The 23,591-nt window shown below is 70.4% G+C and carries 26 protein-coding genes and 1 pseudogene; 14 read left to right on the top strand and 13 right to left on the bottom strand.

Going from position 1 to position 23,591, the window contains the following annotated elements:
• Positions 1–11: 11 nt before the first annotated feature.
• From CRP55_RS35555 to CRP55_RS35545, 3 genes are read right to left on the bottom strand one after another with little or no spacing between them, the layout of a single operon-like run.
• Complete coding sequence (locus tag CRP55_RS35555; RefSeq protein WP_097326168.1) at positions 12–1,007, bottom strand: LacI family DNA-binding transcriptional regulator; 996 nt, start codon at positions 1,005–1,007, stop codon at positions 12–14.
• Positions 1,008–1,039: 32 nt separating this feature from the next.
• On the bottom strand, positions 1,040–1,711 hold the full coding sequence (locus CRP55_RS35550) for an NADPH-dependent F420 reductase (RefSeq protein WP_097326166.1): 672 nt from the start codon (positions 1,709–1,711) through the stop codon (positions 1,040–1,042).
• Positions 1,711–2,721, bottom strand: coding sequence for an LLM class flavin-dependent oxidoreductase (locus CRP55_RS35545; RefSeq protein WP_097326164.1), 1,011 nt, complete (start codon positions 2,719–2,721; stop codon positions 1,711–1,713). Before CRP55_RS35545 ends, CRP55_RS35550 begins: the two co-directional genes overlap by 1 nt.
• A gap of 71 nt (positions 2,722–2,792) precedes the next feature.
• Here CRP55_RS35545 and CRP55_RS35540 point away from each other — a divergent pair, with 71 nt between their 5' ends.
• Both CRP55_RS35540 and CRP55_RS35535 read left to right on the top strand, forming a co-directional pair.
• Positions 2,793–3,248, top strand: a complete 456-nt coding sequence (locus tag CRP55_RS35540; RefSeq protein WP_097326161.1) for a MarR family winged helix-turn-helix transcriptional regulator — start codon at positions 2,793–2,795, stop codon at positions 3,246–3,248.
• Positions 3,247–3,684, top strand: a pseudogene (locus tag CRP55_RS35535) (ATP-binding cassette domain-containing protein); the annotation flags it as partial. The gene CRP55_RS35540 and the pseudogene CRP55_RS35535, both read left to right, overlap by 2 nt.
• Before the next feature lie 192 nt (positions 3,685–3,876).
• Here CRP55_RS35535 and CRP55_RS35530 read toward each other — a convergent pair.
• Complete coding sequence (locus tag CRP55_RS35530; protein ID WP_097326159.1) at positions 3,877–5,028, bottom strand: class I SAM-dependent methyltransferase; 1,152 nt, start codon at positions 5,026–5,028, stop codon at positions 3,877–3,879.
• Between the two features lie 26 nt (positions 5,029–5,054).
• On the bottom strand, positions 5,055–5,870 hold the full coding sequence (locus tag CRP55_RS35525) for a hypothetical protein (protein ID WP_143235126.1): 816 nt from the start codon (positions 5,868–5,870) through the stop codon (positions 5,055–5,057).
• 224 nt (positions 5,871–6,094) lie between these two features.
• On the opposite strand from CRP55_RS35525, the gene CRP55_RS55830 reads away from it, so the two are divergent.
• Together CRP55_RS55830 and CRP55_RS35515 are read left to right on the top strand one after the other, a co-directional pair.
• The gene (locus CRP55_RS55830; protein ID WP_097326155.1) at positions 6,095–6,274 is read left to right on the top strand and encodes a M64 family metallopeptidase; all 180 of its coding nucleotides are present in this window, start codon (positions 6,095–6,097) and stop codon (positions 6,272–6,274) included.
• The gene (locus CRP55_RS35515) at positions 6,271–6,678 is read left to right on the top strand and encodes a M64 family metallopeptidase (protein WP_179855462.1); all 408 of its coding nucleotides are present in this window, start codon (positions 6,271–6,273) and stop codon (positions 6,676–6,678) included. Before CRP55_RS55830 ends, CRP55_RS35515 begins: the two co-directional genes overlap by 4 nt.
• A 33-nt stretch (positions 6,679–6,711) precedes the next feature.
• On the opposite strand, the gene CRP55_RS35510 is transcribed toward CRP55_RS35515, so the two are convergent.
• Entirely contained in the window at positions 6,712–7,746 is a 1,035-nt protein-coding gene (locus CRP55_RS35510) for an MBL fold metallo-hydrolase (protein WP_097326151.1), read from the bottom strand.
• Positions 7,743–8,351 (bottom strand): TetR/AcrR family transcriptional regulator, encoded by a 609-nt coding sequence (locus CRP55_RS35505; RefSeq protein WP_097326149.1) that lies wholly within the window; start codon positions 8,349–8,351, stop codon positions 7,743–7,745. Before CRP55_RS35505 ends, CRP55_RS35510 begins: the two co-directional genes overlap by 4 nt.
• 69 nt (positions 8,352–8,420) lie before the next feature.
• Between CRP55_RS35505 and CRP55_RS35500 the strand changes: the two genes are divergently transcribed.
• Positions 8,421–8,846, top strand: coding sequence for a universal stress protein (locus CRP55_RS35500; RefSeq protein WP_097326147.1), 426 nt, complete (start codon positions 8,421–8,423; stop codon positions 8,844–8,846).
• 26 nt (positions 8,847–8,872) lie between these two features.
• A complete protein-coding gene (locus CRP55_RS35495; RefSeq protein WP_097326145.1) occupies positions 8,873–9,304 on the top strand; it encodes a MarR family winged helix-turn-helix transcriptional regulator in 432 nt (143 codons plus the stop codon).
• Between the two features lie 53 nt (positions 9,305–9,357).
• On the opposite strand, the gene CRP55_RS35490 is transcribed toward CRP55_RS35495, so the two are convergent.
• The 3 genes from CRP55_RS35490 to CRP55_RS35480 all read right to left on the bottom strand — a co-directional run bounded on the left by CRP55_RS35490 (position 9,358) and on the right by CRP55_RS35480 (position 13,819).
• The gene (locus CRP55_RS35490) at positions 9,358–10,206 is read right to left on the bottom strand and encodes an alpha/beta fold hydrolase (RefSeq protein ID WP_097326143.1); all 849 of its coding nucleotides are present in this window, start codon (positions 10,204–10,206) and stop codon (positions 9,358–9,360) included.
• 18 nt (positions 10,207–10,224) lie between these two features.
• Positions 10,225–11,058 (bottom strand): alpha/beta fold hydrolase, encoded by an 834-nt coding sequence (locus CRP55_RS35485; RefSeq protein ID WP_097326141.1) that lies wholly within the window; start codon positions 11,056–11,058, stop codon positions 10,225–10,227.
• A gap of 79 nt (positions 11,059–11,137) precedes the next feature.
• Positions 11,138–13,819: an ATP-binding protein gene (locus tag CRP55_RS35480; protein WP_097326139.1), complete on the bottom strand. Its 2,682-nt coding sequence runs from the start codon at positions 13,817–13,819 to the stop codon at positions 11,138–11,140.
• Positions 13,820–13,926: 107 nt separating this feature from the next.
• Here CRP55_RS35480 and CRP55_RS35475 point away from each other — a divergent pair, with 107 nt between their 5' ends.
• A complete protein-coding gene (locus tag CRP55_RS35475; RefSeq protein WP_097326136.1) occupies positions 13,927–14,718 on the top strand; it encodes an SDR family NAD(P)-dependent oxidoreductase in 792 nt (263 codons plus the stop codon).
• Between the two features lies 1 nt (position 14,719).
• Here CRP55_RS35475 and CRP55_RS35470 read toward each other — a convergent pair whose 3' ends face one another.
• Positions 14,720–16,324 (bottom strand): MFS transporter, encoded by a 1,605-nt coding sequence (locus CRP55_RS35470; RefSeq protein WP_097326134.1) that lies wholly within the window; start codon positions 16,322–16,324, stop codon positions 14,720–14,722.
• Positions 16,321–16,788, bottom strand: a complete 468-nt coding sequence (locus tag CRP55_RS35465; protein WP_097326132.1) for a MarR family winged helix-turn-helix transcriptional regulator — start codon at positions 16,786–16,788, stop codon at positions 16,321–16,323. The genes CRP55_RS35470 and CRP55_RS35465 overlap by 4 nt, the downstream gene beginning before the upstream one ends.
• A gap of 137 nt (positions 16,789–16,925) precedes the next feature.
• Here CRP55_RS35465 and CRP55_RS35460 point away from each other — a divergent pair, with 137 nt between their 5' ends.
• Together CRP55_RS35460 and CRP55_RS35455 are read left to right on the top strand one after the other, a co-directional pair.
• Positions 16,926–17,873 (top strand): DUF1996 domain-containing protein, encoded by a 948-nt coding sequence (locus CRP55_RS35460; RefSeq protein WP_097326130.1) that lies wholly within the window; start codon positions 16,926–16,928, stop codon positions 17,871–17,873.
• A 51-nt stretch (positions 17,874–17,924) separates the two neighbouring features.
• Complete coding sequence (locus tag CRP55_RS35455; RefSeq protein WP_097326128.1) at positions 17,925–18,620, top strand: anti-sigma factor family protein; 696 nt, start codon at positions 17,925–17,927, stop codon at positions 18,618–18,620.
• On the opposite strand, the gene CRP55_RS35450 is transcribed toward CRP55_RS35455, so the two are convergent.
• A complete protein-coding gene (locus tag CRP55_RS35450; protein ID WP_097326126.1) occupies positions 18,617–20,080 on the bottom strand; it encodes an arabinofuranosidase catalytic domain-containing protein in 1,464 nt (487 codons plus the stop codon). The genes CRP55_RS35455 and CRP55_RS35450 overlap by 4 nt on opposite strands.
• 128 nt (positions 20,081–20,208) lie before the next feature.
• Here CRP55_RS35450 and CRP55_RS35445 point away from each other — a divergent pair, with 128 nt between their 5' ends.
• The 5 genes from CRP55_RS35445 to CRP55_RS35425 all read left to right on the top strand — a co-directional run.
• Entirely contained in the window at positions 20,209–21,192 is a 984-nt protein-coding gene (locus tag CRP55_RS35445; protein WP_097326124.1) for a hypothetical protein, read from the top strand.
• A 47-nt stretch (positions 21,193–21,239) separates the two neighbouring features.
• Positions 21,240–22,139: a M48 family metalloprotease gene (locus CRP55_RS35440; RefSeq protein ID WP_097326122.1), complete on the top strand. Its 900-nt coding sequence runs from the start codon at positions 21,240–21,242 to the stop codon at positions 22,137–22,139.
• A 31-nt stretch (positions 22,140–22,170) separates the two neighbouring features.
• Positions 22,171–22,581, top strand: coding sequence for a hypothetical protein (locus tag CRP55_RS35435; protein ID WP_097326120.1), 411 nt, complete (start codon positions 22,171–22,173; stop codon positions 22,579–22,581).
• 12 nt (positions 22,582–22,593) lie between these two features.
• Positions 22,594–23,205 carry a DUF2461 domain-containing protein gene (locus tag CRP55_RS35430; protein WP_097326118.1) on the top strand — a complete coding sequence of 204 codons (612 nt, stop codon included), beginning with the start codon at positions 22,594–22,596 and terminating at the stop codon, positions 23,203–23,205.
• 124 nt (positions 23,206–23,329) lie between these two features.
• On the top strand, positions 23,330–23,591 hold a 262-nt coding region (locus CRP55_RS35425), incomplete at its 3' end, for a helix-turn-helix domain-containing protein (protein ID WP_143235122.1).

Raw genomic sequence — 23,591 nt, 5'->3', positions numbered from 1 at the left:
GCGAAACATTATCAGTCAATGCTCGAAACTTTCGAGGTCGACTTCCGAACGATCAACTCGGTCGCCAGTTCGATCCGCGGCGAGTCGAGCGGCTCCCCGGCGGCCAGGCGCAGCAGGCGCCGCATGGCGACCCGGCCCATCTCGGTGAACGGCTGCCGCACAGTCGTCAGCGGGGGAGCCGACCACTGCGTGACCGGCATGTCGTCGAAGCCGACGACGCTGACGTCGGACGGGATGCGCAGGCCCAGCGTGCGGGCCGCCTCCATCGCGCCCAGGGCGAGGGTGTCGTTGCACGCGAAGATCGCCGTCGGCCGGTTCTCCGAGGTCAGCAGCGCGATGCCGGCCGTGAAGGCGGCGTCGAAGGTGAACGGCCCGGCCTTGACCAGTTCCGGGTCGTACGCCACGCCGGCCTGCGACAGCGCGGCCTGGTAGCCGTGCAGCCGGGCGATGCTCACCCCGCGCTCGGGCGGCCCTTCGATGAAGGCGATGCGCCGGTGGCCGAGCCCGGTGAGGTGGGACGTGGCCTCCATGCCGCCCTGGAAGTTCGTGGCCCCGACGCTCGGAACTTCCGCCGACGGCACGTCGTGCGGGTCGATGGTGACGATCGGGATGCCGCGCTCGGTGAAATGCTGCCACTGCTCGGAAGTGATGCTCGAGGTGACCAGCACGATGCCTTCGCGATGGGCGCTCTGCGGGCGGGCCGGCGCCAGCCCCACCACGACATCCACGTCCTCCTCGGCGGCGGCGCCGATGGCCCCCTTGAGGATCTTCAAATTGTTCGGTGTCTCCATGCCGTCGAAGACCAGGTCGACCGTACGGACCCCGGCCGGCGCCGCGGCCTGTGCGCGCCCCACGTAGCCGTGCCGCGTCAGCAGCGCCGCGATGCGCGCCCGCGTCTCGGGCGCCACGTCGGTCCTCCCGTTGACCACCTTCGAGACGGTGGGGACCGAGACGCCGGCCTCGCGGGCCACCGCCGCCAGGGTGGCCCGCCGCTGATCTCCGCTCATTCGAAAACTATCGCAATGTTGCGAAGCCGTCGTCAACGCCGGGCTTCGGTGACGGCCCGGCCCCTCTCCGACTCCTCGAAGCGGGCGAGCATGGCCTTCACCTGGCCGGCGTCGGTGTTCGCACCGAAGAGCTCGGTTCCAGGCTCCATCCGTACGCCCTCGGACAGCGACCCGGCCACGACGGGGTCGAAGCCGAGCGTGTCGATGAACCCGGCCACCTCGGCCATGGCGGCCGGGTTGTCCCCGGCGAGCGCGATCGCCTTGCGGCCGGGCGAGCCCGCCGGACGGGACTCGCCTTCCACGTCGTGATAGCCCATGTGGTTGAAGGCCTTCACGACCCGCGCATCGGGCAGAAACGCCTGCACGATCTCACTGGAGGAGGTGCGCGGATCGGTCAGGTCGTCGCGGATGCCGTCCACCTCCCACCAGTAGTTCATCGCGTCGACGACGGTCTTGCCGCGCAGCGCGTCCACCGGCAGCGTCTCGTACTTGCCGAGCGGCAGGGCCAGGATGACGATGTCGGCCTTCTTCGCCGCCTCGGCCGCGCTCACGGCCCTGGCGCCCGGCGTGATGATCTGGACGATCAGCGAGATCCTGGCCGGGTCGCCCGAGCCGGCCACCAGCACGTCGTACCCGTGCGACACGGCCAGCCGGGCCAGCACCGTGCCGAGCTTGCCGGCGCCGAGGATGCCTACGGTCGTCATCAGTTCTCCGAAATCATGTCGCGGACCATGGGCGCCACCTTCGAGCCGAACAGCTCGACGGCGCGCGAACGGTCACTGACCGGCTGCGCGCCGACCGTGTAGATCAGGTCGAAGCGGCCGACGTCGAGGGCCTTCACCGCGTGGGCGATCTTGCGGGCAACCGTATCCGGCGACCCGACGTACAGCGAACCGCCCTCGACCTCGGCGTCGAACTCCGGCCGGCGCAGGGGCGGCCAGCCGCGCAGGGCGCCGATCCGGTCCCGCTGCTCCTTGTAGTACGGGTAGAACTTCTCCTTGGCCAGCTCGTCGGTGTCGGCGACGAAGCCGGGCGAGTGCATGCCGACCGGGTGGGCGACAGTGCCCAGCTGCTCGGCCGCGCGCCGGTAGAGGTCGACGTACGGGGCGAAGCGCTCCGGCTGCCCGCCGATGATGGCCAGCATGAGCGGAAGACCGTGCTTGGCCGTACGGACGACCGACTGCGGCGATCCGCCGACACCGACCCACGTGGCCAGCCGGCCCGACTCCGTCTTGGGGAAGACGTCCGCGTCCACCAGCGGCGCCCGGGTGGTGCCGGACCAGGTCACCGGCTGCTCGTCGAGCAGCTTCACGAACAGGTCGAGCTTCTCCTCGAAGAGCACGTCGTAGTCGCTCAGGTCGTAGCCGAACAGCGGGAACGACTCGGTGAAGGAACCGCGGCCCAGGATGACCTCGGCCCGGCCGTTGGACAGCGCGTCGACGGTGGCGAAGCGCTGGAACACCCGCACCGGGTCGTCGGAGCTGAGCACGGTCACGCCGGAGCCGAGCTTGATGCGCTTCGTCCGGCCGGCGATGCCGGCCAGCACCGTCTCCGGGGTGGAGATGGAGTATTCGGGCCGGTGGTGCTCGCCGAGCGCGATGGCGTCCACGCCCAGCTCGTCGGCCATCACGGCCTCGTCGGCGACCTGCCGGATCGCGGCGGCGTGGGTCAGGCCGGCGGGCACGTCGCCGAAGTTGTCCAGACCGAGGATCATGACTGCTCCCAGGAATAATTGACGTGTCAATCGCTTATGCTGGACACGTCAACTACCGGAGGTTCGGATTTATGCCCGGCAACCGCAGGCTCCCCACCCGGGACCAACTCGCCGCGTGGCGCGACTTCATCGAGACCACCGAGGCCCTCCGGTCGCGCGTCGGCGGACGGCTGCACGACGAGACCGGTCTCTCCCCGGGCGACTATTCGGTCATGCTCGCCTTGAGTGAAATGTCGGAGATGCGCTCGTCGGACCTCGCCGCCCACATCGGCTGGGAACGCAGCCGTCTGTCGCACCATCTCGGCCGGATGGAACGCCGCGGACTGATCCAGCGCGAGGACTGCGCCACCGACAACCGGGGCGCTTTCGTGAGGCCGACCGCCGCCGGCACGGAGGCCTTCGACGCCGCCACCGTTCCCCACTTGAAGGCCATCCGCGAACTCTTCGTCGACGCGCTGACCCCGGCGCAGATCGCCGCCGCCGCCGAGATCGCCGCCGCGCTGCGCACCCACCTCGACCAGCCTTGACGGAGCGGGCAAGACCACTGTGGTGCGGATCCTCGCCACCCTGCTGGCGGCCGACGCGGGCACGGCCCGGATCAACGGCTTCGACGTCGCGGCGCGCGCGGCCGGCGTCCGCGCGTCGATCAGCCCGACCGGCCAGTTCGCGGCCGTCGACGAGATCCTCACCGGGCGCGAGAACAGGCATGCGCCGCCGCCTCGACATCGCGATGAGCCTGATCGGGAGCCCGCCGGTCGTGTTCCTCGACGAGCCGGCGACCGGGCTCGACCCGGGGGGCGCATCGAGGTGTGGCACGCCGTCCGGACGCTGGCCGAGGGCGGAACGACGGTTCTCCTCACGACGCAGTACCTGGACGAGGCGGAGCAGCTCGCCGACCGGATCGCGATCCTGCACGAGGGCCGGATCATCGTCGACGGCACCCTGGCCGAGCTCACCGACCTCCAGAGCGGAATCTTCGAACGCTTCCAGTCGATGCCCATCGCCCGCTCGGGCGTGCTCTGGGCACACGTGCCGACCTCACTGCTCGCCACCATGACCTCGGTCGTGCTCGCCGTCGAGACGGATCCCCGCGTGACCCGGCTGCTGGCGCTGATGCGCGAGCGGGGCTGGGCGCGATGGACCCGGCTCGAGCGGCTAAGTCAGCCGTAACGTCCAGCGGTAGGCCTGCACGAGCCGCGTGTCGAAGCCCGACGCCGAGCCCCACAGGAAGATGCGGAAGCGGCGGTAGAGCTCGTCGCCCCAGCGGGCCACGATCTCCTCGCGGCGGGCGTCGAGGCGCTGGGCCCAGGCCCGGCACGTCAGGAAGTAGTTGTGCCGGTCGTCCTCCACGTTGAGCAGCTCGAACGGCGAGTGCGCCACGTGCCGGAGATACGAGTGCAACAGCAGCGGCGCCGATCGGCCCGGGTAGACGTACTGCTTGAAGAAGGTCGAGGCAGTGTGTTTGCGCCGCATCGCCAGAGCGTCGAGGTAGACCCTGCCCTCGGGGCGCAGGAGACGGGCGTACGTCTGAAGCGTCGCTCTGTAGTCCGGAAGGTGTTCCGTGACGCCCATGTTCACGATCGCGTCGAAGGGGCGGTCGTTCTGGTAGCGCAGGATGTGCTCGCGCACCACGGTGACCGGCAGCTGCTCGCGGCCGAACAGGTCCTTGAGGAAGCGCTCCGACTCGGCGGCCAGCGTGACCGTCGTGACGTCGATGCCGCGCCGGGCCGCGTGCTCCGAGAAGGCGCCCCAGCCGCCGCCCACCTCCAGCACCCGATCGCCGGGCTTGACCTGGATGGCGTCCAGCGCGATGTCGAGCTTGCGGGTCACCGCCTCCTCGAGCGGCTCGTCGTCGGCGGCGAAGACACCCTGCGTGTAGCAGCGGTGCCGGGTGTCGAGGAAGGTCAGGAAGAACTCGGAATCCTCGTCGTAGTGCTGCGAGATGGCCCGGTTGTCGTGCTCGGTCTTGCCGTGCCACAGCGACGGCATCCAGCGCCCGAGGAAGGCGACCGGATGGATGTCGGAGAAGAACTCACGCATGCTCAGCGCCGCGGCCAGATCACCGTCGACGTCGAGATGCCCGCGCAGGTACGCCAGCGCGACCTGCAGCTGATCGAGGGAGGTCAACGCGTCGCGGCCCTTGTCGTCGCGCACGATGACCGTGTAGCGCGGGGGAGCGTCACCGCCGACGCCGAAACAGTGGGTGGTGCCGTCGCGGTCCAGGACCTCGAACGGCACGGGGGTGCGGTCGCGGAAGAACTCGTCGTAGCGCCGGCCGATGACGTCGGCTATGCCTCGCCGCCTCATGCCGCGATCATTACACGATTTCCGTCTCAATTGAACGGTGGTCGATTGACGCCGTAGTGCGCGTGGATCTGCGAGGACCGCAGCTCGGTGCGCGCGACCACCATGGCCACCGTGGCCAGCACCATTCCGGCCCCGAGCAGGCCCCAGAAGAGCTGACCGGCCGGCATCAGCAGAGCGAACAGGCCGCACCAGCCCACGGCGAGCGCGCCCGTCCCGGCGGTCAGCCGCAACTCGTGCAGCATGTCGTGCAGCGTGCGGTGGGCGTCGACCTCCTTCCCGAAGTGCGACGGCGGTGACCATTTCTTGGTGATCCACAAACCGATGAACGTGCCGAACCAGAACGCGCCCAGCCACAGATTCCAGGCGCGGACATTGCCGAGAAAGAAGGCGCCCGGGATCTCCAGCCCGGCGATGCCGAACGGCAGCAGGCAGTCGAGAAAGGAGGGTGCCCAGCGCAGCAGAATGCTAATGGTCAAGTAAAAATAGAAAACCGTGACCAGAACGAGGAGCATGGTGACGGCCTGTACGGCGACGAGCAGCCCCGGCCGGGCGAACGCGTTCTGCGCGAGCAGGCCCAGGGCGACACCCTGGATGATGCTGATGATCGTGATGAAGGCGGTCGGCGACACCTCCAGCGACCGCCGGATCAGCACCTCGCGGGTGAGCGCCTGAATGGCTTCGCCCCGCTCGGGCAGATCACCGGGATAAACCGGCGCCGCATGCGACGGCCGGGCCGCCACGGGTATGAACTCGCGCGGATTCACCGGCCGGCTGTCATAGGTGATCGGGTCAGCCCGGCGCCGTCGCCCCACATGCGATTCCGTTGCCACGCCAAACATCATGCACGCAGGGTCAATAGGCGGACTTGACTAGTCAGATCACCTTTCCTGATCACCCGGAAATGCAATTCCGCAGCTCATACCCTTTTGAGTTTCCGGCGCCGATCACGGACCGTCGTACCGCCTTCACGTAGCGGGAAGGGCTAGGCCCTGGTGTCTAGTACTCGCCGCACAAACGCACAAATCGCCAGGGGCGCGATTCGGGTGGCGCCGCGGCCGCGTACTCCCTGGCCGCCGGGGCCGAAAAGATCGCCCTGCACGAGTTGGGCCACTCGGCGTTCGGCCTGGCCGACGAGTCCGAGTACTTCGTCGGATGCGGTGTGGACACGGACCGCGACCGGCATCCGGCGGTCGAGCCGGGCGAGCCCAACGTCACAGTCAACACCAACCGCGCCACCCTCAAGTGACGCTCGCTGGTCGCGGCGGCCACGCCGATCCCGGCGACCCGCAACGCCGACTGCTCCCGGCGGCGACCGTCGGCCTGTACGAGGGCGCACACTACTACCGCTGCGGGGCGTTCCGTCCGCAGTTCGACTGCCGGATGCGCGAAATCGACCGGGAGTTCTGCGCGGTCTGCGCCCAGCAGGTCCGCCGCGTCCTGCTGCCTTTCTCGCCGGCCACGGTCCCGTTCGTCCAGGAGCTGCGCCAGAACATCGCCCACCAGAGCGCCGTGGCCGCGGGCCTGGTCCCGAGGTTCGCCGGCCAGACCGGCCCCGGCGCCTGGGTGTGGAAGCCGCCGCCGTCCGGGGGCCGCGTCGTTCGCTACGGGAGCGAGGTCACGGTGCAGCTCCGCACCGGCCCGATCCCGTGACGCCCGCGCCGCTGTGAATACGTGACGGCGGCGTCAGGTGCGGGCCCACCTCGTCGGTTCTTCAGCGGCTTGGCGGACGGCGCCGACGGTGGTCAGGTGGTGCAGGTGGGCCAGGGTTTCGCCGAGGGCCATCCGGCGCATCAGGCCGCGCAGGCTGGCCCAGCCGCGCGACCAGGTCAGGGCGGCGGCGATCTGCCAGGCGGTGGCCGTGCCCTGGGCGTCGAGCGCGCGCAGGATCTCCCGGTTGCGGTCGTCGTGGTGGCCGATCATCGCGGCGGCCCGGCTGTCGATGCCGCGGAAGCGGTACTCGTGGGCGGGCAGCGCCTCCTCGGCCGCGAACTTGCCGGTCTGCTCCAGGGACTCCAGATAGGCGCTCAGCGGATCGCCCTCGTCCCGGGGGTGCACCGCGACCGTCGGGCTGATCCGGGGGAGCAGGTGGTCGCCGGTGAGCAGGAGGCCGGCCTCCGCGTCGTGCAGGCACAGATGGCCGGGGGTGTGCCCCGGCGTCCACACCGCCCGCACCGAGCGGCCGGTCAGCGGCAGCAGGTCGCCGTCCTCGACGAGCCGGTCGGGCTCGGCCATGGCGAGCAGGCCGCGCATGCGCTCGGGCGTGATGGCCAGCCGTTCGGCGTCGGCCGGGGGAACGCCGTGCCGGCGGAGCCAGTCCCGGTCCTGCGACGGGCGCCGGTCGCTCCACAAGCGGCTCGGAAGCGTCGCCGCCTCGGCCGGGTGCATGCCGATCCAGGCGCCCTGGGCCCTCAGCCAGCCGCTGAGCCCGTGGTGGTCGGGATGCACGTGAGTGACCACGACGCCGGTGACCTCGCCGATGGCGGCGCCGGCCGTGAGCAGGCCCGCGGTGAGGGCGGCCCGGCCCTCAGCCGAATCCCAGCCGGGGTCGATCAGCAGGACCCCGTCGTCCTCGCCGGTGAAGGCGTAGCTGAGCGTGTAGCGCAGCGGGTTGTCCGGTATCGGCACGGGGATCGACCACAGGCCGGGACGCACCTGCTCGACCGGCGGAAGGACGCGCTCCTGCCACGCCCGGTGCTGGGCGGTTCCGGTGACGATCATGCGTGGGCGCCCGCGGTCACCGAGTGCATCAGGAAGTCGACCAGCCGGCGGGCGTGAGCGGCCGTGTCGTTCGCCAGCTCCGGGCGCCTCTCGGGCGGTGTGGTCAGCGCGTGCATCATGGCCCCGCCCATCAGCGTCTCGAGCAGCAACGTGACCGACGCCGCGGCCGGCAGCTCGCCGCGGGCGATGCCCCGCCGCACGATGGCCCGGGCGGCCAGGATCTGCGCCTGCCGCAGCGCCTCGTAATGCTCGGCCACGCCGGGGATCGAGCCGGCCTCGACCGACAGGCGCAGCGCGGCCCGGCTGGACGGCCCGGCGTAGAGGCCGAGCATCTGGGTGGCCAGCTCGACCAGGTCGCCGTGCAGGGTGCCGGTGTCGACGTCGCTGACCCGGGGCAGGCCCTCGCCGAGCGCGTCTGTCAGCAGCGCCTGCTTGCTGCTCCACCGCAGGTAGAGCGACGCCTTGCCGACGCCGGCGCGGCGGGCCACGGTCTCCATGGCGAAGCCGGCCCAGCCGGTGTCACCGAAGACGTCGAGCGCGGCCCGGGCGATCCGGCGGTCGACCTCCGGGTCGCGGGGGCGCCCCGGCGAAGATGATGTGGTCACGTGGCTCCCGGCGCATTGCTGAACGGTTTCCGTCAGGATAGCCTTGCCGGCAAGTGAACGGGAGCTGAGATGAGCGCCATCCTGGTCGGTGTCGACGGATCGACGTCGTCCCTTCGTGCCGCCGCCTACGCGGCCGGGTTGGCCCGGCGCCAGCGATGCCGGCTGATCGCGGTGTACGTCCGCAAGGGCCCGCCGACGATGATCCCGCTGGGCGACGACAGCGGCGCCGCCGCGGCCACCGCGATCGAGGCCCAGGACGAGATCGAGCGCGAGCTGCGGGCGGCGTTCCGCGATCATGTGCCGCAGCTCGACATCGAGGCGAGCTTCCAGGTGCGCACGGGCGAGCCGTACGCGGAACTGATCGCCGCCGCCAAGGAGGCCAGGGCCGACGCCGTGATCGTGGGCAAGTCGGCTAAGGTGCTGCATCGCATCGCGGGCTCGCTGGCGGTCAAGCTCGTACGCTGTGGGCGCTGGCCGGTCACGGTCGTCCCCTGATTCGACACGCCGTGCATAATGGGGTTATGGAAACCCCCAGTCGCGGATCCCAGCTGCTGCCGGTGCTCGGTCAGCTGGTCCGCTTCCTGCGCCAGCTCGAGGGCCCGGACAACCCCAGCCCCGTGGCGCTCTCGGTCCTGCGGCGGCTGGGCCGCGAGGGCCCGATCCGCCTGACCGACCTGGCCCGCCAGGAGCGGGCGTCCCAGCCCGGCATGACCCAGCTGGTCGGCCGCATGGAAAAGGCGGGCCTGGTGAAGCGGGTCCCCGACCCCACCGACGGCCGCGGCGTCCTGGTCGAGACCACCACCGCGGGCCGCGACCTGGTCGAGCGCACCCACGCCCACTACGCCGCCACCATCGACAAGCTCTTCGACGACCTCGACAAGCCCGACCGCGACGCCATCGTCCAGGCCCTGCCCGCCCTGACCCGCCTGGCCGAGTCGACACACCGCTTCTGACCAGGTAGCCGGCCGTGGCGCCGCGGTGAGCGATGCCACGGCCGGCTGCTGTGTCAGTCGGTGGCCTTGGCCGCCGCCTCGATCTGGCCGGTGACCGCACCCGGCGCGGTGACCATCGACAGGTGAGGCGCGTTGATCTCGATGGTGTGCGCCTTGGCCCGCTGGGACATGACTACCTGCTCGGCCGGCGGGATGACGGCGTCCTGCTTGCCGATCACCGACCAGGACGGAATGGAGCGCCACGCCGGCGCACCGGACTTCTCACCCAGGGCCGCCGAGGACAGCGGCCGCTGCCGGGCCGCCAGCAGCGCCACGTCCTTGGCCGGCACGAAGCCGCCGGTGAACGCCTTGCCGAAGACCGACGGCTTCACGTACAGGTTGCCGGCGTCCTTGTTCCCCGGGATCGGCACCTGGTTGAAGACGGTGGAGGTGTCGGCGACGGCGAAGACCGAGCCCGGCTTGGCCGTCGTCAGCGACAGCACGGTGTCGTCCTTGTCCGGGATGTACGCGTCGACGTACACCAGGGCCTTGACCTGCTTGTCGCCCAGCGCGGCGTTCGTGATGACCATGCCGCCGTACGAGTGCCCGACGAGCACGACCGGTCCGGTGATCGTGTCCAGGTACGCCCGCAGGTTCGCCGCGTCGTCACTCACGCCGGTCAGCGTGTTCGGCGGTGTCACCACGGTGTAGCCGTCGTGCTGGAGCTTGGCGGCCACCTTGTCCCAGCTGGAGCCGTCGGCCCACGCGCCGTGCACGAGGACGACGGTCGGCTTGTCCTTGCCGTGGTGCAGCAGGCCGGTTCCGGCGACGGCCGGGCCGGCGACCCCGGTCAGGGCGATCAGCGCGCCCAGGCCGGCCGCTCCGATCGCCAGCCGGCGGGTCTTCTTCGAGAGAGAGAACATAGTCGTTCCTTACTGTTTTCAGCGGGCGAGGAAGGCGAGCAGCGCCGTGTTGAACTCGTCGGCGTGCGAGACGTTGACGCCGTGCGGGCCACCCTCGATCAGGACCAGTTCGCTGCCGGGGATCGCGGCGGCCGACCGGCGGCCGCTGACGTGGAACGGCACGACCGCATCCGAGTCACCGTGGATGACCAGTGTCGGCACGTCGAACTTCTCCAGGTCGGGCCGGAAGTCGGTGCGCCCGAACTGCGAAGGACCGGTGAGAGTGGCCCGCGCCGACGCCAGGCTGGCCTGGTCGCGTGCGAAAAGACGCTGCGCCTCGCTGACCGAGGACGTGCCGGAAGCGGAGTAGAGCAGCGTGACGAACTGGTCGGCGAAGCCGGGCCGGTCGGCGCGGATGCCGGACTCGAAGTGCGCGATCGTGCCGTCGTCGAGCCCGCCCTCGGGGTTGCCCTCGGTGACGTGCAGGAACGGGGTGACCGAGCTCGCGAGCACCGCTTTGGCGACGCGGGCCGTGCCGTGGTGGGCGATGTAGCGGGCGACCGCGCCGCCACCGGCGGAGAAGCCGACCAGCGTCACGCCGGACAGGTCGAGATGGGTGAGCAGGGCGTCGAGGTCGGACGCGATGGTGTCGTAGTCGTGGCCGTCCCAGGTCGGCGTGGAGTGGCCGAACCCGCGGCGGTCGTAGGTGACGGCCTGGTATCCGGCCTCCACGAGGGCGGTGACCTGCTTCTCCCAGGACCGGCCGCTCAGCGGCCATCCGTGGACGAGGACGACCGGCGCCCCACTCCCGTGAGCTTCGTAGTACAGCTCCACCGGCGCGCCGTTCTCGGCGCCTACCGTGATCTTGGGCATTCTGTTCTCGCATCCGTGTGTCGAAGGCTTCGCCACCAGCCTCGCGACGGATCACGCGGTCGCTGTCAGTCGAATGACTTCACCTGTCGACGTAGGTGCCGGCGAGCGCGTCGCGCAGGGCGGCGCGCGAGGTGATGCCGAGCTTGGGGAAGGCGCGGTAGAGGTGGGTGGCCACCGTGCGGGGCGACAGGAACAGCTGAGCGCCGATCTGCTTGTTGGTCAGCCCGGACGCGGCTAGCTCGACGATGCGCATCTCCTGCGCCGTCAGGAGTGTGAGGTGGTCGGCGGACGCCCCCGCCAACGAGAGCTCGTGCGAGGCGCGCTCGGCCCACGGCGGACTGCCGAGCCCGTCGAACAGGTCGACGGCACGCCTCAGGGCGGCGCGGGCGCCCGGCAGGTCCTGCCTGCGCCGCAGCCACCGGCCGTGCGCGAGGCTGACGCGGGCGAGGTCGAACGGGAAGGAAGCCGCAGCCGGGTGGCCGGTCGCCGCCTCGAACAGCCGGCCGGCCTCCTCGGTGGCGTCCGTGATCGCCAGGGCCGCCGTGCACAGCATGTCCATCCGGGGCGACACCGCACCCACGTGCCGAGCCGCCGCCGCCTCGGCGTGCCGGCGCGCCTCGTCGACGTGGCCGCTGGCCATCCCGGCCTCGACGACGTCGAGCACGCACCGGAATGACTCGTGCACGTACGGCCGGAAGGAGCCGGGCGAGGTGAGGCCGAGCGCGTGAGTCCACGCCGCGTCGTAGGCACCGATCGCCAGCGATCCGGCGAGCGCGGCCGCCTCGACGTGCTGGACCATCACCCCCAGGCCGCGGGGTCGCGCCCAGAGGTCCACCGCCAGGCCCAGCTCACGGGCGCCCGCGATGTCGCCGCGCTGAGCCAGGACGCGCGCGTAGAACGCGCGGTAGAGGTAACCGAACATCTCGTTCCCGAGGCGGGCGCTCAGCTCCAGGCCGCGAGCGAAGCTCCTCGCGGCATCGTCCCACCGTCCCCGCACCGTCTCGTCGAGCAGCGTCAGGTGCAGCAACGTCATCACGTCGGTCAGGGACCCGGCCTCCGCCTCGCGCTCCACCATCCGGTCGACGAGGGGGCGATGCTCGCCGAGGGAGTCCACGAAGTAGGCGCAGAGCGCCAGGATCGTCCCCTCGAAGGTCGTGCGGCCGGACCGGGTGAACGCCTCGGCCACACGGTCACGGGCCCCGTCGGCATGGCGCAGCAGATCACCTCCGACATCGCGGACCAGCAGGGTCACCGGGCTGAGCCGGTCGGCGTACTCGTCGATCACGGGCTCGGTCCGCTCCCAGAGGCCCGGGTCGGCCGAGTACATGCAGAGCGGCAGCAGCAGGCCGACGAGGCGGGCGAGCGTCTCGTCGTCGAGATCGTGGCCCTGCCGCCGGACCAGGTCCAGGACCAGGCGATGCGTCGGCCCGACGGCACCGTGGCGGTAGAGCTGCAAGGTGGCGTCGGTGAGCAACGTCGACGGTGCGACCAGGTCGCCGCTGAGCCGGTCGAGCCGCCCCACCAGCCTGGCGGCCTCATCGAGGAGGCCGGCACGGGTGGCGGCGAAGGCAGCGTCGGCGAGGCGGCGCTCACGCCGGTCCGGCTGCTCGCTGAGCGCCGCCGCTCGGACCAGCAGCTGCACCGCGACGGCGGCTCCGCCGCGGTGAACCGCGTACTCCGCGCCCAGCTGCACCTGGCGCGCGATGGTCTCGTCGGGCGCGTCGGTGGCCGCCGCGAGATGGTGGGCCCGTCGCAGTGGATCGTGCCCCCGGACCTCGGCCAGCATCAGGTGCGCGGCCCGCACCTGCTCCAGCCGGGCCGAGCCGACCACCGCCGAGCGCACCAGGGGGTGCCGGAACGAAGGCCGGTCGTCGGGCCGATGTTGGTCCACCAGCCCGGCCGCGCGGGCCCCGTCCAGACGGTACGGGAGGGCGTCCGCGACGCCGTCGAGCGCGAGGAGCAGAAGGGCGAACCTCTCGTCGTCGGGCAGCCGGCCGAGTCGCTGGGCGTAGACCTGCTCGAGGCGCCGCGGCAGCGGCAGCTCCACCCGCGAAGCCGCCGGCGACCGGGCGGCCAGCGACGCCGGCAACTCGGTGAGGGCCAGCGGATTGCCCACAGCCCACCGCAGCGCCTCGGCCCGCAGCTCCGGGGACAGACCAGGGTGACGAGCGTCGAGGAGCTCGGCCGCGCTCGCCGGGTCGAGGGGGCGGACGTCGACATGCGCGATGCCGGTGATGTCGAGGTCGGTGGGCTCTCCGGTGCGCACGCCGAGCATGACGCACACCGGGGGCCCGCTGAGCCGGCGAGCCACGAACATCAGCACCTGGCCGCTCGCGGCGTCCATCCAGTGCGCGTCGTCGACGATGACCGCCCGGGGGCGATCGGCGCCGGCCAGCACGAGGAGACTGAGAACCGCGGTGCCCAGGGCCATCACGCCGGGAGCATCGCCGACCGTGCGCCCGAGGACGACGTCCACGGCGTGGCGCTGATGGTCGGCCAGCTCGCCGGCGTAGCCCACGAGCGGCCGCAGGATCTGGTCCAGCGCGGAGTACGGGAAGTCGCGCTCGGCCTCCACACACTGGTACCGGGCCACCGACCAGCCCTCGGCCCGGGCACGCCGGCCGAAATCATCCAGCAGCGCGGTCTTGCCGACCCCCGCGTCCCCCTCGACCACCAGGGCCCGAAGATCACCGGTCAGCACGCCCGTGAGCCGGTCGATCTCCTGCGACCGGCCGACCAACTCGCTGGTGGGACCGCCCATGGCCGAACTTTATCGGTAGCCGCCGAAGGCCGTGCTCATCGGATGCTCATCGGGGCGCGGCAACCTGGGACCAGCCGCCGGATGGTGGCCTGTCTCGAGGAGGACGTATGGATCTGCAGCTCGCCGGTAAGACCGCTTTCGTCAGCGGATCCAGCCAGGGCATCGGCTACGCCACCGCCAAGGCCCTGGCCGGGGAGGGTGCCGAGGTGGTTCTCAACGGGCGCGACGCAGCGAGGCTCGGCAAGGCCGTCGAAGAGTTGCGCCGTGAGGTGCCCGGGGCGTCCGTCAGTGGCGTGCCGGCCGACTTCGCGATCGCCGCTGACGTCGAGCGGCTGTGCGACCAGCTCCCGAGCGTCGACATTCTGGTCAACAATGTCGGGCTTTTCGAGCTCAAGCCCTTCGAGCTCATCTCCGACGACGACTGGCGGCTCTACTACGAGGTCAACGTGCTCAGCGGGGTTCGGCTGGCCCGGCGGCTCCTGCCCGGGATGCTCGAGCGGGGATGGGGCCGGATCGTGTTCGTCAGCAGCGAGTCGGGGGTCGACGTCCCGGCCGACATGATTCACTACGGCGCTTCCAAGACCGCCGTGCTCGCCGTCGGCAACGGGCTGGCGAAGCTCACCAAGGGCACCGCCGTGACCGTCAACTCGGTGCTGGGTGGCCCCACCTACTCCGACGGCGTCGCCACCACCGTTCAGGCGCTGGCCGGCCGTCAGCAGATTCCCGAGGAGCAGATGAAGGCGGCGATCATCGGGGCCAACGCGACGTCTCTGTTGGGGCGTTTCATCGAGCCGGCCGAGATCGCGGACGCGGTGACCTTCCTGGCCAGTCCGGTCGCGTCCGCGATCAACGGGTCTTCCATGCGTGTCGACGGTGGCGTGCTCACCACCGTCCTGTGAACTAACGACTGGGAGTGCGGGCGATGTCGATACCCGAGCCGTCGATGGCGTCGGCCGCCACCGCGGCCGACTTCAGCTCGTCCGGCAGGTCGATGCTCGTGCGGAGCATGACCGGGCGCAGGGCGAGGGCGGCGATGATGCCGACGACGCCGATGATGGCCGAGATCAGGAAGATGTGGCCGGTCGCGTCACCGTAGGCGGCGCGGACGATGCGCACGATCGGCTCGGGCAGGGCGGCCAGATTCAGGCTGCTGCTACCGTCGCCGCCGCCCGTGGCCGGGATGCCGGCCGCGGTCAGGCCCTCGGTGATCTGGTCGGCCACGCGGCGGGCCAGCACGGCGCCCAGGACCGAGACGCCGATCGTGCCGCCCAGGGAGCGGAAGAACGCCACCGTCGAGCTGGCCGCGCCGATGTCCTTGAGCGAGACGCTGTTCTGCACCGCCAGCACCAGGTTCTGCATGCTCATGCCGACGCCGGCGCCGACCAGGAACATGCCGATGCCCATGTACCACAGCGGCGTCTCGTGGTCGATCGGCGAGAGCACCACGAAGCCGCCGACCAGGGCGATCGCGCCGGCCACGATGTACGGCTTGATCTTGCCGCTGGCGGTGATGAGGCGCCCGGAGATGATCGAGGTGACGAGCACGCCGGCCATCAGCGGGATGGTCAGCAGGCCGGCCTCGGTCGGGCTGTAGCCGCGGCCGATCTGGAAGTACTGGCCGAGGAAGACGGCGCCGCCGAACATGGCCATGCCGACCGCGAGGCTGGCCAGGATGGCCAGGGCCGTGTTGCGCTCACGGATGATCGGCAGCGGCACGATCGGTTCCTTGGCGCGCGACTCCACGAGCACGGCCAGGGCGAGCAGGACGATCGTTCCGCCGACCATGGTGTACGTCTGCCACGAGAGCCAGGCGAACGAGCTGTCCACGAACGAGATCCAGATGAGCAGCAGGCTGACGCCGGCCGCGATCAGGGTCGCGCCCAGGTAGTCGATCTTCACGTTCTCGCGGCGGATGACCGGCAGGTTCAGGGTGAACTGGAGCAGGACCAGCGCGATGATCGCGACCGGGACGCCGATGAAGAAGCACCAGCGCCAGCCCAGCCAGGAGGTGTCGACGATCAGGCCGCCCAGCAGCGGGCCACCGACGGTGGCCAGGGCCATGACGCCGCCCAGATAGCCGTTGTAGCGGCCGCGCTCGCGCGGCGGGATCATCGCGGCGATCGCGACCTGGACCAGGGCCTGCAGGCCGCCGACGCCGATGCCCTGGAAGGCGCGGGCGCCGATCAGCGCGCCGGCCGACTGGCTGAAGCCGGCCACCACCGAGCCGGCCACGAAGATGACGATGGAGAGCTGGATCAGCAGCTTCTTGCTGAACAGGTCGGCCAGCTTGCCCCAGATGGGCGTGGTCGCGGTGGCCGTGAGCAGGGTGGCCGTGACCACCCAGGTGTACTGGGTCTGCGACCCGTTGAGCGAGCCGATGATCTTCGGCAGCGCGGTCGACACGACCGTGCTGCTGAGCATCGCGACGAACAGCACCAGCAGCAGGCCGCTGAGGGCCTCGAGGGTCTGCCGGTGGTTCGACGGTGCGGGTGGTGCTGTGGTCATGCCGCGGCCTCCGTGGTGACGTGCGAGGTGGTGGCGCCGCCGAGCGCCCGGGTGAAGCGGTCGAGTCCGTGGCTGAACGTCGCGATCTCGTCGGGGGTCCAGTCGGCCAGCGCCTGTTCGATCCGGCTCCCGTACCACCGCATGGCCTCTTCCATCGCGGCGTGGCCCTTGTCGGTCACGACGAGGACGCTGGCCCGCCCGTCGTGCGGGTCGGGCTCGCGGGCCACCAGGCCGTCGGTGACGAGGGTGGCCACGGCACGGCTGATCGTCGACGGGTCGAGCGCGGCGTGCAGGGCCAGCTCGCGGGCGTGACAGCCGGCGGGGGTGCGGTCGATGTGGGCCAGCAGCCCGACCAGTCCGGCCGGGATCGCCGGCCGTTCCGCCGTCCGCTGGTGCTTGAGCAGCCGGGTGACCTTGAGCAGGTCCTGCAGGCGTTCGGCTACCGCCTGCGTGGCGCCGTCCATGGCACGTGCCTTTCTCCAGGATTCGATGAATGCCACAGACAAGCTTTCCTCAATACGTGCCCAACGTGCAAGTTTTCCCAGCGAGAAAATTCTGCATCGGACAGTGACCATGGCGACGCGCTGCGTACCGTAGAGACATGTCGATGGGACGGCCCTGGCTCAGGCTCGAGGCCGTGCTGGCGGTGGTCGTTCTGGGCGCTTCGGCCGCTTATTTGGGTGTACGGGATGCGGACCGCGCCTTCTACACGTCCATGTCGGACGCCGCGCGGGTGCCCGCGGCGGCGAAACCCGTGGCGGGAGCCTCCACCGGCTCGTACACCTGGGATTGCGGCCGCAACCAGGACGGCCACCGCAACACCGGCAATCCGGTCGTCTCGCCGGGCGTCGCCGGACCGGCCCACCATGAGCACGACTTCATCGGCAACCTCGGCGTCGGGCCGGTCTCCAGCGTGGAGGATCTTCCAGGGCAGCCCACCAGTTGTACGAACGGTGACGCGTCCACGTACTACTGGCCGGTGCTGCGCCTCGGCGGCTCGACGGACCATCACGGCCCGGCGCTGGTCCCGACCTCGCTGACCATGCGATATCTGGGCAACCTACGCGGACCGGTCGTGGCCATGCCGCGCCTGCTCGTGGCGGCCGTGGGCGACGCGTACGCGTACACCAATAAGAATGGTCTGGCCCGTGCTGTCTGGTCTTGCTCGAACACGCCGGATCGCACGACCATGAAGTACCCGATCTGCGACGACGGCGCCGAGGTGGTCAGGATCTTCGATTTCCCGAGCTGCTGGGACGGCCGCCAGCTGGACAGTCCCAACCACCGGCAGCAGATGGCCTTCCCGGCGGCCGGCGGCGGATGCCCGGCCGGCACCTTCGCGGTTCCCCATCTCGAGATCTCGATGACGTACGCCGTGCCGGCCGGCCGCCGCTATCGCATCGACGCCTTCGACGGGCAGCGCTACAGCCCGCTCACCGACCACGGCTTCATGGTCAACCTCATGCCCGACGCCCTGATGGAACGGGTCGTGACCTGCCTGAACGCGGGACGGGCGTGCGACGACACCGCCGGTTCGAGATCAGGATGAACCGCGAGGCGTACGCACGTCGTGTCTCTAGCGTCTGTAGGGAGGTGAAACATGAGCGAGCACGTCGATCTCGCCGGCTATCTCGTCGAGACACTCAGCCCGGAGCAGCGCCGGGAGGTCGAGGGGCATTTGTCAGGCTGTGCCCGGTGCCGTGACGAGGTCGAATCGTTGCGGAGCTGGCGGACGGCGCTGGAGTCGGTGCCCGAGGCCATGCTGATGGAGGGACCGCCCGACGGCGGTGACCTCCTGCTGCAGCGCACGCTGCGTCAGGTACGCCAGGAATCGTCAGGGCAGCGCCACCGATCGAGGGCGCTGCTCGCGTCGGCCGCCGCGGTCGTCGCCGTCGCGGTCATCGGGGCCGGGGTGCTCGCCGGTCGCGCCACCGCTCCCGAAACCCCCACCGCGCAGCCGCCGATCGCATCCGTTCCCACCGACGTTCCCGGGACGCGTACCGGGACGGCGGTCGACCCCACCACCGGAGCCCGGATCACCGCGGCGGTGGCCCCCGCGCCCGGGTGGGTGCGGGTCACGGCCGCGGTGTCCGGCATTCCGGCTGGTGAGCGGTGCATTCTCGAAGTGGTGGCCAAGGACGGCTACGCCGTCCAGGCCGGCAGTTGGATCGTGTCGCCGGCCGGTGAGGCCGGTGGCACCACGCTCAACGGCAGTGCGCTGATCGACCCCTCCGACGTCGCGTCGGTCCGGGTCGTGAACACGGCCGGAAAGCAGTTCACCAGCGTCGACGTCTAAGGTGCGATGGCCCAGAGCTGGCAGGTGTTGTTCAACCACATCCAGAGCTGGGCCTTCGTGCCGTTCGCGGTGCCGCAGTTCTGATCGTCGAGGACCATGCCGCTGTTCTCGACGACCAGTTCGTACCGCCCGTTGCCGGCCGGGATGACCGCCCACTGCTGGCACGTGTTGCCGAGCGACTGCCACAGGTTGACCGCGGTGCCGAGGGCCAGGCCGCAGTTCACGGCGTCGAGCACCTTGCCGCTGTTAACATTGGTGATCGTCCATTTGTTAGCGCCCACACTGTTGAAGCGCCACTGCTGGCAGGTATTGCCCAGCGACTGCCACACCTGCACGCCGGTGCCGTTGGCGGTGCCGCAGTTGACCGCGTCGAGAACCTTGCCGGCGGCCAGGTTGGTCAGGCGATAGGTGGCCCCGTTGGCCGGGAATGTCACGCTCTTGCCGTAGCCGACCGAGACGATATTGGCCTGTACGGAGTTCTCGGTCGCGTCGGACGGATATCCGCTGGTCATGACGCCCTCGAAGAACGAGCCGACCGAGCCGTTGCTGTTGTCGCCGCCGATGCCGAGGATGATCGCGCCCTGCTTGGTCATCGGGTTGTATCCGGACTGCGTCGGCAGCGACCCGTTGTACTGGGTCTTCAGGCCGCCCGACTGCGCGTTGCCGTCCTTGATGGCGTACGTCGAAGTGCCGTTGTTCTTGAGAACCGCCGTGACGAAGGCGCTGTTGCGCCCGGTGTTGGCCGTCCACGACCCGTTGCCGCCGGCGAACAGGCCGTTCTCCAGGTCGGCGGCCACGCGCGGCCCGGCCGAGCAGGGCGAGAACCAGCAGAGGTTGCCGAAGTAGATGGCGTCCATGTCGCCGTTGCCGGTGTCCATGTTGTTGGTCTCGGCGTTGCCGTAGTCGAAGCAGCACCGGTCGTTGACGTGCGTGCCCTCAGTGACCATGTACATGCCCTCGGGCGCGCTGCCGGTGGCGATGCCGTTGGTGGCGTTGTTGCGATAGCCGTTGCCGGCCGAGATGTAGACGCCGTAGACCTTGTGCCCACCGGCCGTCACGGGCAGCGCGGCGGCGTTGGCCCCCTGGTCGGCGGTCGGGTTGGCGCCGCCGCCGGGCGCGATGGTGAGGTCGTTGTGCCGCGAGGTCTGGTCGTAGATCCGCACGATCGTGCAGTAGGTGCCCGAGCAGAACGAGTCCTGGGTGGCGGCGTTGGCGTAGCCGCCGGCGCTGAGCACCCCGATGTTCGAGGTGGCGCCGTCCGACCATCGCCGAACCTGGTAGAGCGATCCGCCGTACGACCCGAAGAGTGCCCGGGTCGTGCTGTGCGCCGCCACACAGGGCGTGCCGCCACCGGCGTAGATGTCACACGGCCCGGTGCCGGCCGCGCTGGCCGCGCTGCCCCCGGCCACCAGCCCGCCGGCCGTCAGCAGCAGCACCGCCGCCGTTCGCCACAGTTTCATGATTACCCCTTTCGCTACGCGCGGAGCAGCTCTCGCCACTCGGGGAGTCACGCGTCTGTGAACGTTAACAACGGTTTACGCCGTTGATTCATGCATGTCAATACCTTGTTTCTGGAAAGATCATCGGGATGAGGGTCGACTATGCCCAGATGTACGTGCTCAGTGGCGACGCCGAGCCGGACATTAAACAGGCGTTCGCGGGTCAGGCGAACGGGCTCTGCGGCGCGGCCGTCCCCGGAGCGCTGTTCCTCATGACCGGCCTGCGCTTCGGCGAGGTGGGCCTGGACGTGGAGGTGCACGCCACCGAGCCGCCGCTGGGGGAGGAGTGGGAGGAGGCGGTCGAGGTCTCCTTCGCCGCCCAGCCCGGTGGAGTCCGGTTGGCGGGCTGGGAGAGCGACGGCTATGAGCTGCCCGTGCCGCCCGGCGACTATCGGGTCCGCTACTGCGCCCGCGGCATCGACGAGGGCCGCGACGTCGACCAGCTCGACGAGGGTGCCGACCCGGTCGACTTCTACCTGCTCCAGTTCTGGCCGGCCCCGCCGTCGCCCGACCGGATCCTGCGCCAGACCAGCGACACCGAGGACGAACAGTATTTTCTGAACAAGTACGGCCGAACGCCCAACGCCCGGCTCCGAGCCGCCGACGGCTGCACCGCCGGCATGGTCCTGCTCGACCGGGACCTGGTCATCGCGCTGTCCGAGCTTGATGACGACACCCTGCGTGACATCGCCCGGTGGGCAGCGCTGCGGGCGGTGACCCAGGCTGGGCTGGCCGAACACCCTACGGTCGCGCCGGCCGTCGCCGCTCTGCGGGCCGGCGAGCCGCTTCCGGCGCCGTTCGACGAGGAGCACGGCTGGATGTCGGCCATCGAGAACGTGCCGACAAGGACACCCGTACCGCACCTGCCTCCCTTCCAGCCCGGCGGCGACGAAGACACGGGGGAGTGGATCGTCGAGTTCTACGGCCTCTCCGCGCTCAACGATGTCTCCTCTGCCCCTCCGCTGGTGGCGGCGGTGGCCGCCGTGGAGTCGGCGGCGGTCGCCCACGGCCGGGACCACTACCTCGCGTTTCTCGGCGATCTGCGTGTGACGTTCCCGGCAGTGGCTCCCTGACCCCCTCTCTCGTACAGTCGGGTGAGCCGATGGAGGGGGAGAGCGTCATGTTGGACCACTTCCTCTGGTCCGTGGTCGTGGTGCCGCCGCTGGTGGTGCTGGCGGTGCGGTGGCTGGCCGACCGGCTCGCGCCCTTCGCGGCCGCGCGGGCCGTGGCCTGGTCGGCCCTTGCCGTGGCGGCGGCCAGCACGTTCAACCTGGTGCTGTTCGCGCTGCACGCGGTGGCCGAGATTCCGCTCGTGGGCGGGGCGCTCGGGTGGTCGACGCGGGTCGTCTACGAGGACACCGAGCGGGTGCCGTTCGTGCCGTGGCTGAGCATCGCGCTTCTGGCGTACGCCGTCATCGCCCTGGTGTGGCGGCTCAGGAGGCACCGGCGGGTGCTGGCGATGATCCCGGACGGCGGTGACGCCGGCGGGCTGGTCATGGTCGACGACGACGAGGCGCGGGCGTTCGCGGTGCCGGGGCGGCCGGGCCGGATCGTGGTCACGACCGGGATGCGCGAGGCGCTCACCGAGCGGCAGTTCGAGGCGTTGCTCGCCCACGAGAACGCCCACCTGACCGAGCGCCACCACCGCCTGGCCCGGGCGGCCGACCTCGCGGTGGCCGCGCATCCGGCGCTGTGGTGGGTGGGCCGGCACGTCGACTACCTGATTGAGCGGGCGGCCGACGAGCGCGCCGCCGCCGACCTGGGCAGCCGGAGCCTGGTGGCGCGGGCGATCGGAGCCGCGGCTCTGGCCGGCGTCGCACCACGCACCCCGGCCCACCTGCACGCGGCCGCGGCCGGCGGCGTCGTGCCCCGCCGGGTGGCCCGGCTCCTTCAGCCGAGCACGGGCAAGGCGCCACGTGTCCTGTACGCGATCCCGGTCGCCCTGGCCCTCGCCTCGATCGTCTGGACCGGCGAGGCCACCCTCGACCTGGTGGAGCTGTTCATCAGCGCCGCGCGGTGAACTCCGGGCTTCTCGGCCCGTGGTAGAGGGCATGCGTACCTCCATCACTGCCACCCTCGGTGTGACCACGGCCCTACTCGGCGGCGTTCTCACCGCCACACCGGCCGAGGCCGCGACCACCACGCTCCGCGCGAAGATCCAGGTGTGCGCCCACGGCAACTACACCGCGTACGCGAAGGTGGTCACCAGTACCGGCAGCGCGATCAAGCTCACCCAGGTGCCGCAGGGCCAGTGCTGGACCGACAGCATTCTGATCGACTCCGGCGCGTACAAAGTGTGGCTCTTCGGCCTTTACAACGTGAGCCACAAGGGCTTCAACGTGAACCCGTACGGCAACCAGGCCCTGACGAACGGCGGCGCGACCACCGACCCGCCGGCGTTCTCCTTCGAAGCGCTCGGCACGACCACCTCGCCCACCTTCAGCGTGCGCGTCATCAAGTGAAAAACTGGGGCCGTGAGTTTTCGCGGCTGGCCGAGTGAGGCGCTCGAGTTCTACGACGGGTTGAGCGCCGACAACTCGAAGACGTACTGGACCGCGCACCTGGAGTTCTACGAGCGGCAGGTGCGCGGGCCCATGCAGGAGTTGCTGGACGAGCTGGAGCCGGAGTTCGGGCCGGGGAAGATCTTCCGGCCGTACCGGGACGTGCGGTTCAGCAAGGACAAGACCCCGTACAAGACGCATCTCGGCGCCTGGCTGGAGTTCGGCGGTTACGTGCAGCTCTCGGCGGACGGGCTGGCCGCCGGCTCGGGGATCTACCACATGGAGCCCGAGCAGCTCGACCGCTACCGGCGGGCCGTGGCCAACGACCTGACCGGGCCCGAGCTCGCGAAGATCATCGCGGACGGCAAGGTCGGTGTCGTCGGCCACGACAGCCTCAAGACGGCGCCGCGTGGCTATCCCAAGGATCACCCGCGGATCGACCTGCTGCGCCACAAGGGACTCTCCACCTGGAAGGACTGGGAGCCCGCGCCCTGGCTGGGCACGGCCGCCGCCAAGAAGCGGATCGTCGACTTCTTCCGCGCCAGCGAGCCGGTTATAGCGTGGCTTAACGGAAATGTCCGATAAGGCGAGGGGTCACTAGGCCGCGGGGCACGGTTCGCAGGGCGCGGGGCACGGTTCGCAGGGCGCGGGGCACGGTTCGCTAGTGTCCTGAGTCGTTAGATCGTTGTCAGTGGGTACGGTGGGTGGTATGCCGTCCTCGATAGCTGTGCCGATCGTGCTCACTGATGATGAGCGGGAGCAGTTGCTTGCCTGGTTACGGCGTCCGTCGAGCGCTCAGGCGATTGCGATGCGGTCGCGGGTGGTGCTGGCCTGTGCGGATGCGGCCGGTGCGCCGAACGGGGTGATCGCCGAGGAACTCGGGGTCTCCCGGAACACGGTGACTAAGTGGCGTAACCGGTTCGCCGCAGATCGGCTCGAAGGGTTGCTGGACGAGCCACGCCCGGGGCGGC

The sequence above is a fragment of the Paractinoplanes atraurantiacus genome, from assembly GCF_900215205.1.
Lineage (GTDB): Bacteria > Actinomycetota > Actinomycetes > Mycobacteriales > Micromonosporaceae > Actinoplanes > Actinoplanes atraurantiacus.
The sequence above is the reverse complement of the archived record's forward strand: the minus strand, read 5'-3'. Positions and strand labels throughout refer to the sequence as shown.

What these genes read in the sequence shown, in the direction of transcription:
- CRP55_RS35445 (WP_097326124.1), top strand. Translation starts at nt 20,209, where the DNA reads ATGAGGGTCGACTATGCCCAGATGTACGTGCTCAGTGGCGACGCCGAG.
- CRP55_RS35470 (WP_097326134.1), bottom strand. Translation starts at nt 16,324, where the DNA reads ATGACCACAGCACCACCCGCACCGTCGAACCACCGGCAGACCCTCGAG.
- CRP55_RS35540 (WP_097326161.1), top strand. Translation starts at nt 2,793, where the DNA reads ATGCCCGGCAACCGCAGGCTCCCCACCCGGGACCAACTCGCCGCGTGG.
- CRP55_RS35525 (WP_143235126.1), bottom strand. Translation starts at nt 5,870, where the DNA reads ATGATGTTTGGCGTGGCAACGGAATCGCATGTGGGGCGACGGCGCCGG.
- CRP55_RS35450 (WP_097326126.1), bottom strand. Translation starts at nt 20,080, where the DNA reads ATGAAACTGTGGCGAACGGCGGCGGTGCTGCTGCTGACGGCCGGCGGG.
- CRP55_RS35440 (WP_097326122.1), top strand. Translation starts at nt 21,240, where the DNA reads ATGTTGGACCACTTCCTCTGGTCCGTGGTCGTGGTGCCGCCGCTGGTG.
- CRP55_RS35455 (WP_097326128.1), top strand. Translation starts at nt 17,925, where the DNA reads ATGAGCGAGCACGTCGATCTCGCCGGCTATCTCGTCGAGACACTCAGC.
- CRP55_RS35480 (WP_097326139.1), bottom strand. Translation starts at nt 13,819, where the DNA reads ATGGGCGGTCCCACCAGCGAGTTGGTCGGCCGGTCGCAGGAGATCGAC.
- CRP55_RS35490 (WP_097326143.1), bottom strand. Translation starts at nt 10,206, where the DNA reads ATGTTCTCTCTCTCGAAGAAGACCCGCCGGCTGGCGATCGGAGCGGCC.
- CRP55_RS35545 (WP_097326164.1), bottom strand. Translation starts at nt 2,721, where the DNA reads ATGATCCTCGGTCTGGACAACTTCGGCGACGTGCCCGCCGGCCTGACC.
- CRP55_RS35500 (WP_097326147.1), top strand. Translation starts at nt 8,421, where the DNA reads ATGAGCGCCATCCTGGTCGGTGTCGACGGATCGACGTCGTCCCTTCGT.
- CRP55_RS35550 (WP_097326166.1), bottom strand. Translation starts at nt 1,711, where the DNA reads ATGACGACCGTAGGCATCCTCGGCGCCGGCAAGCTCGGCACGGTGCTG.
- CRP55_RS35465 (WP_097326132.1), bottom strand. Translation starts at nt 16,788, where the DNA reads ATGGACGGCGCCACGCAGGCGGTAGCCGAACGCCTGCAGGACCTGCTC.
- CRP55_RS35530 (WP_097326159.1), bottom strand. Translation starts at nt 5,028, where the DNA reads ATGAGGCGGCGAGGCATAGCCGACGTCATCGGCCGGCGCTACGACGAG.
- CRP55_RS35460 (WP_097326130.1), top strand. Translation starts at nt 16,926, where the DNA reads ATGTCGATGGGACGGCCCTGGCTCAGGCTCGAGGCCGTGCTGGCGGTG.
- CRP55_RS35495 (WP_097326145.1), top strand. Translation starts at nt 8,873, where the DNA reads ATGGAAACCCCCAGTCGCGGATCCCAGCTGCTGCCGGTGCTCGGTCAG.
- CRP55_RS35510 (WP_097326151.1), bottom strand. Translation starts at nt 7,746, where the DNA reads ATGATCGTCACCGGAACCGCCCAGCACCGGGCGTGGCAGGAGCGCGTC.
- CRP55_RS35555 (WP_097326168.1), bottom strand. Translation starts at nt 1,007, where the DNA reads ATGAGCGGAGATCAGCGGCGGGCCACCCTGGCGGCGGTGGCCCGCGAG.
- CRP55_RS35485 (WP_097326141.1), bottom strand. Translation starts at nt 11,058, where the DNA reads ATGCCCAAGATCACGGTAGGCGCCGAGAACGGCGCGCCGGTGGAGCTG.
- CRP55_RS35435 (WP_097326120.1), top strand. Translation starts at nt 22,171, where the DNA reads ATGCGTACCTCCATCACTGCCACCCTCGGTGTGACCACGGCCCTACTC.
- CRP55_RS35475 (WP_097326136.1), top strand. Translation starts at nt 13,927, where the DNA reads ATGGATCTGCAGCTCGCCGGTAAGACCGCTTTCGTCAGCGGATCCAGC.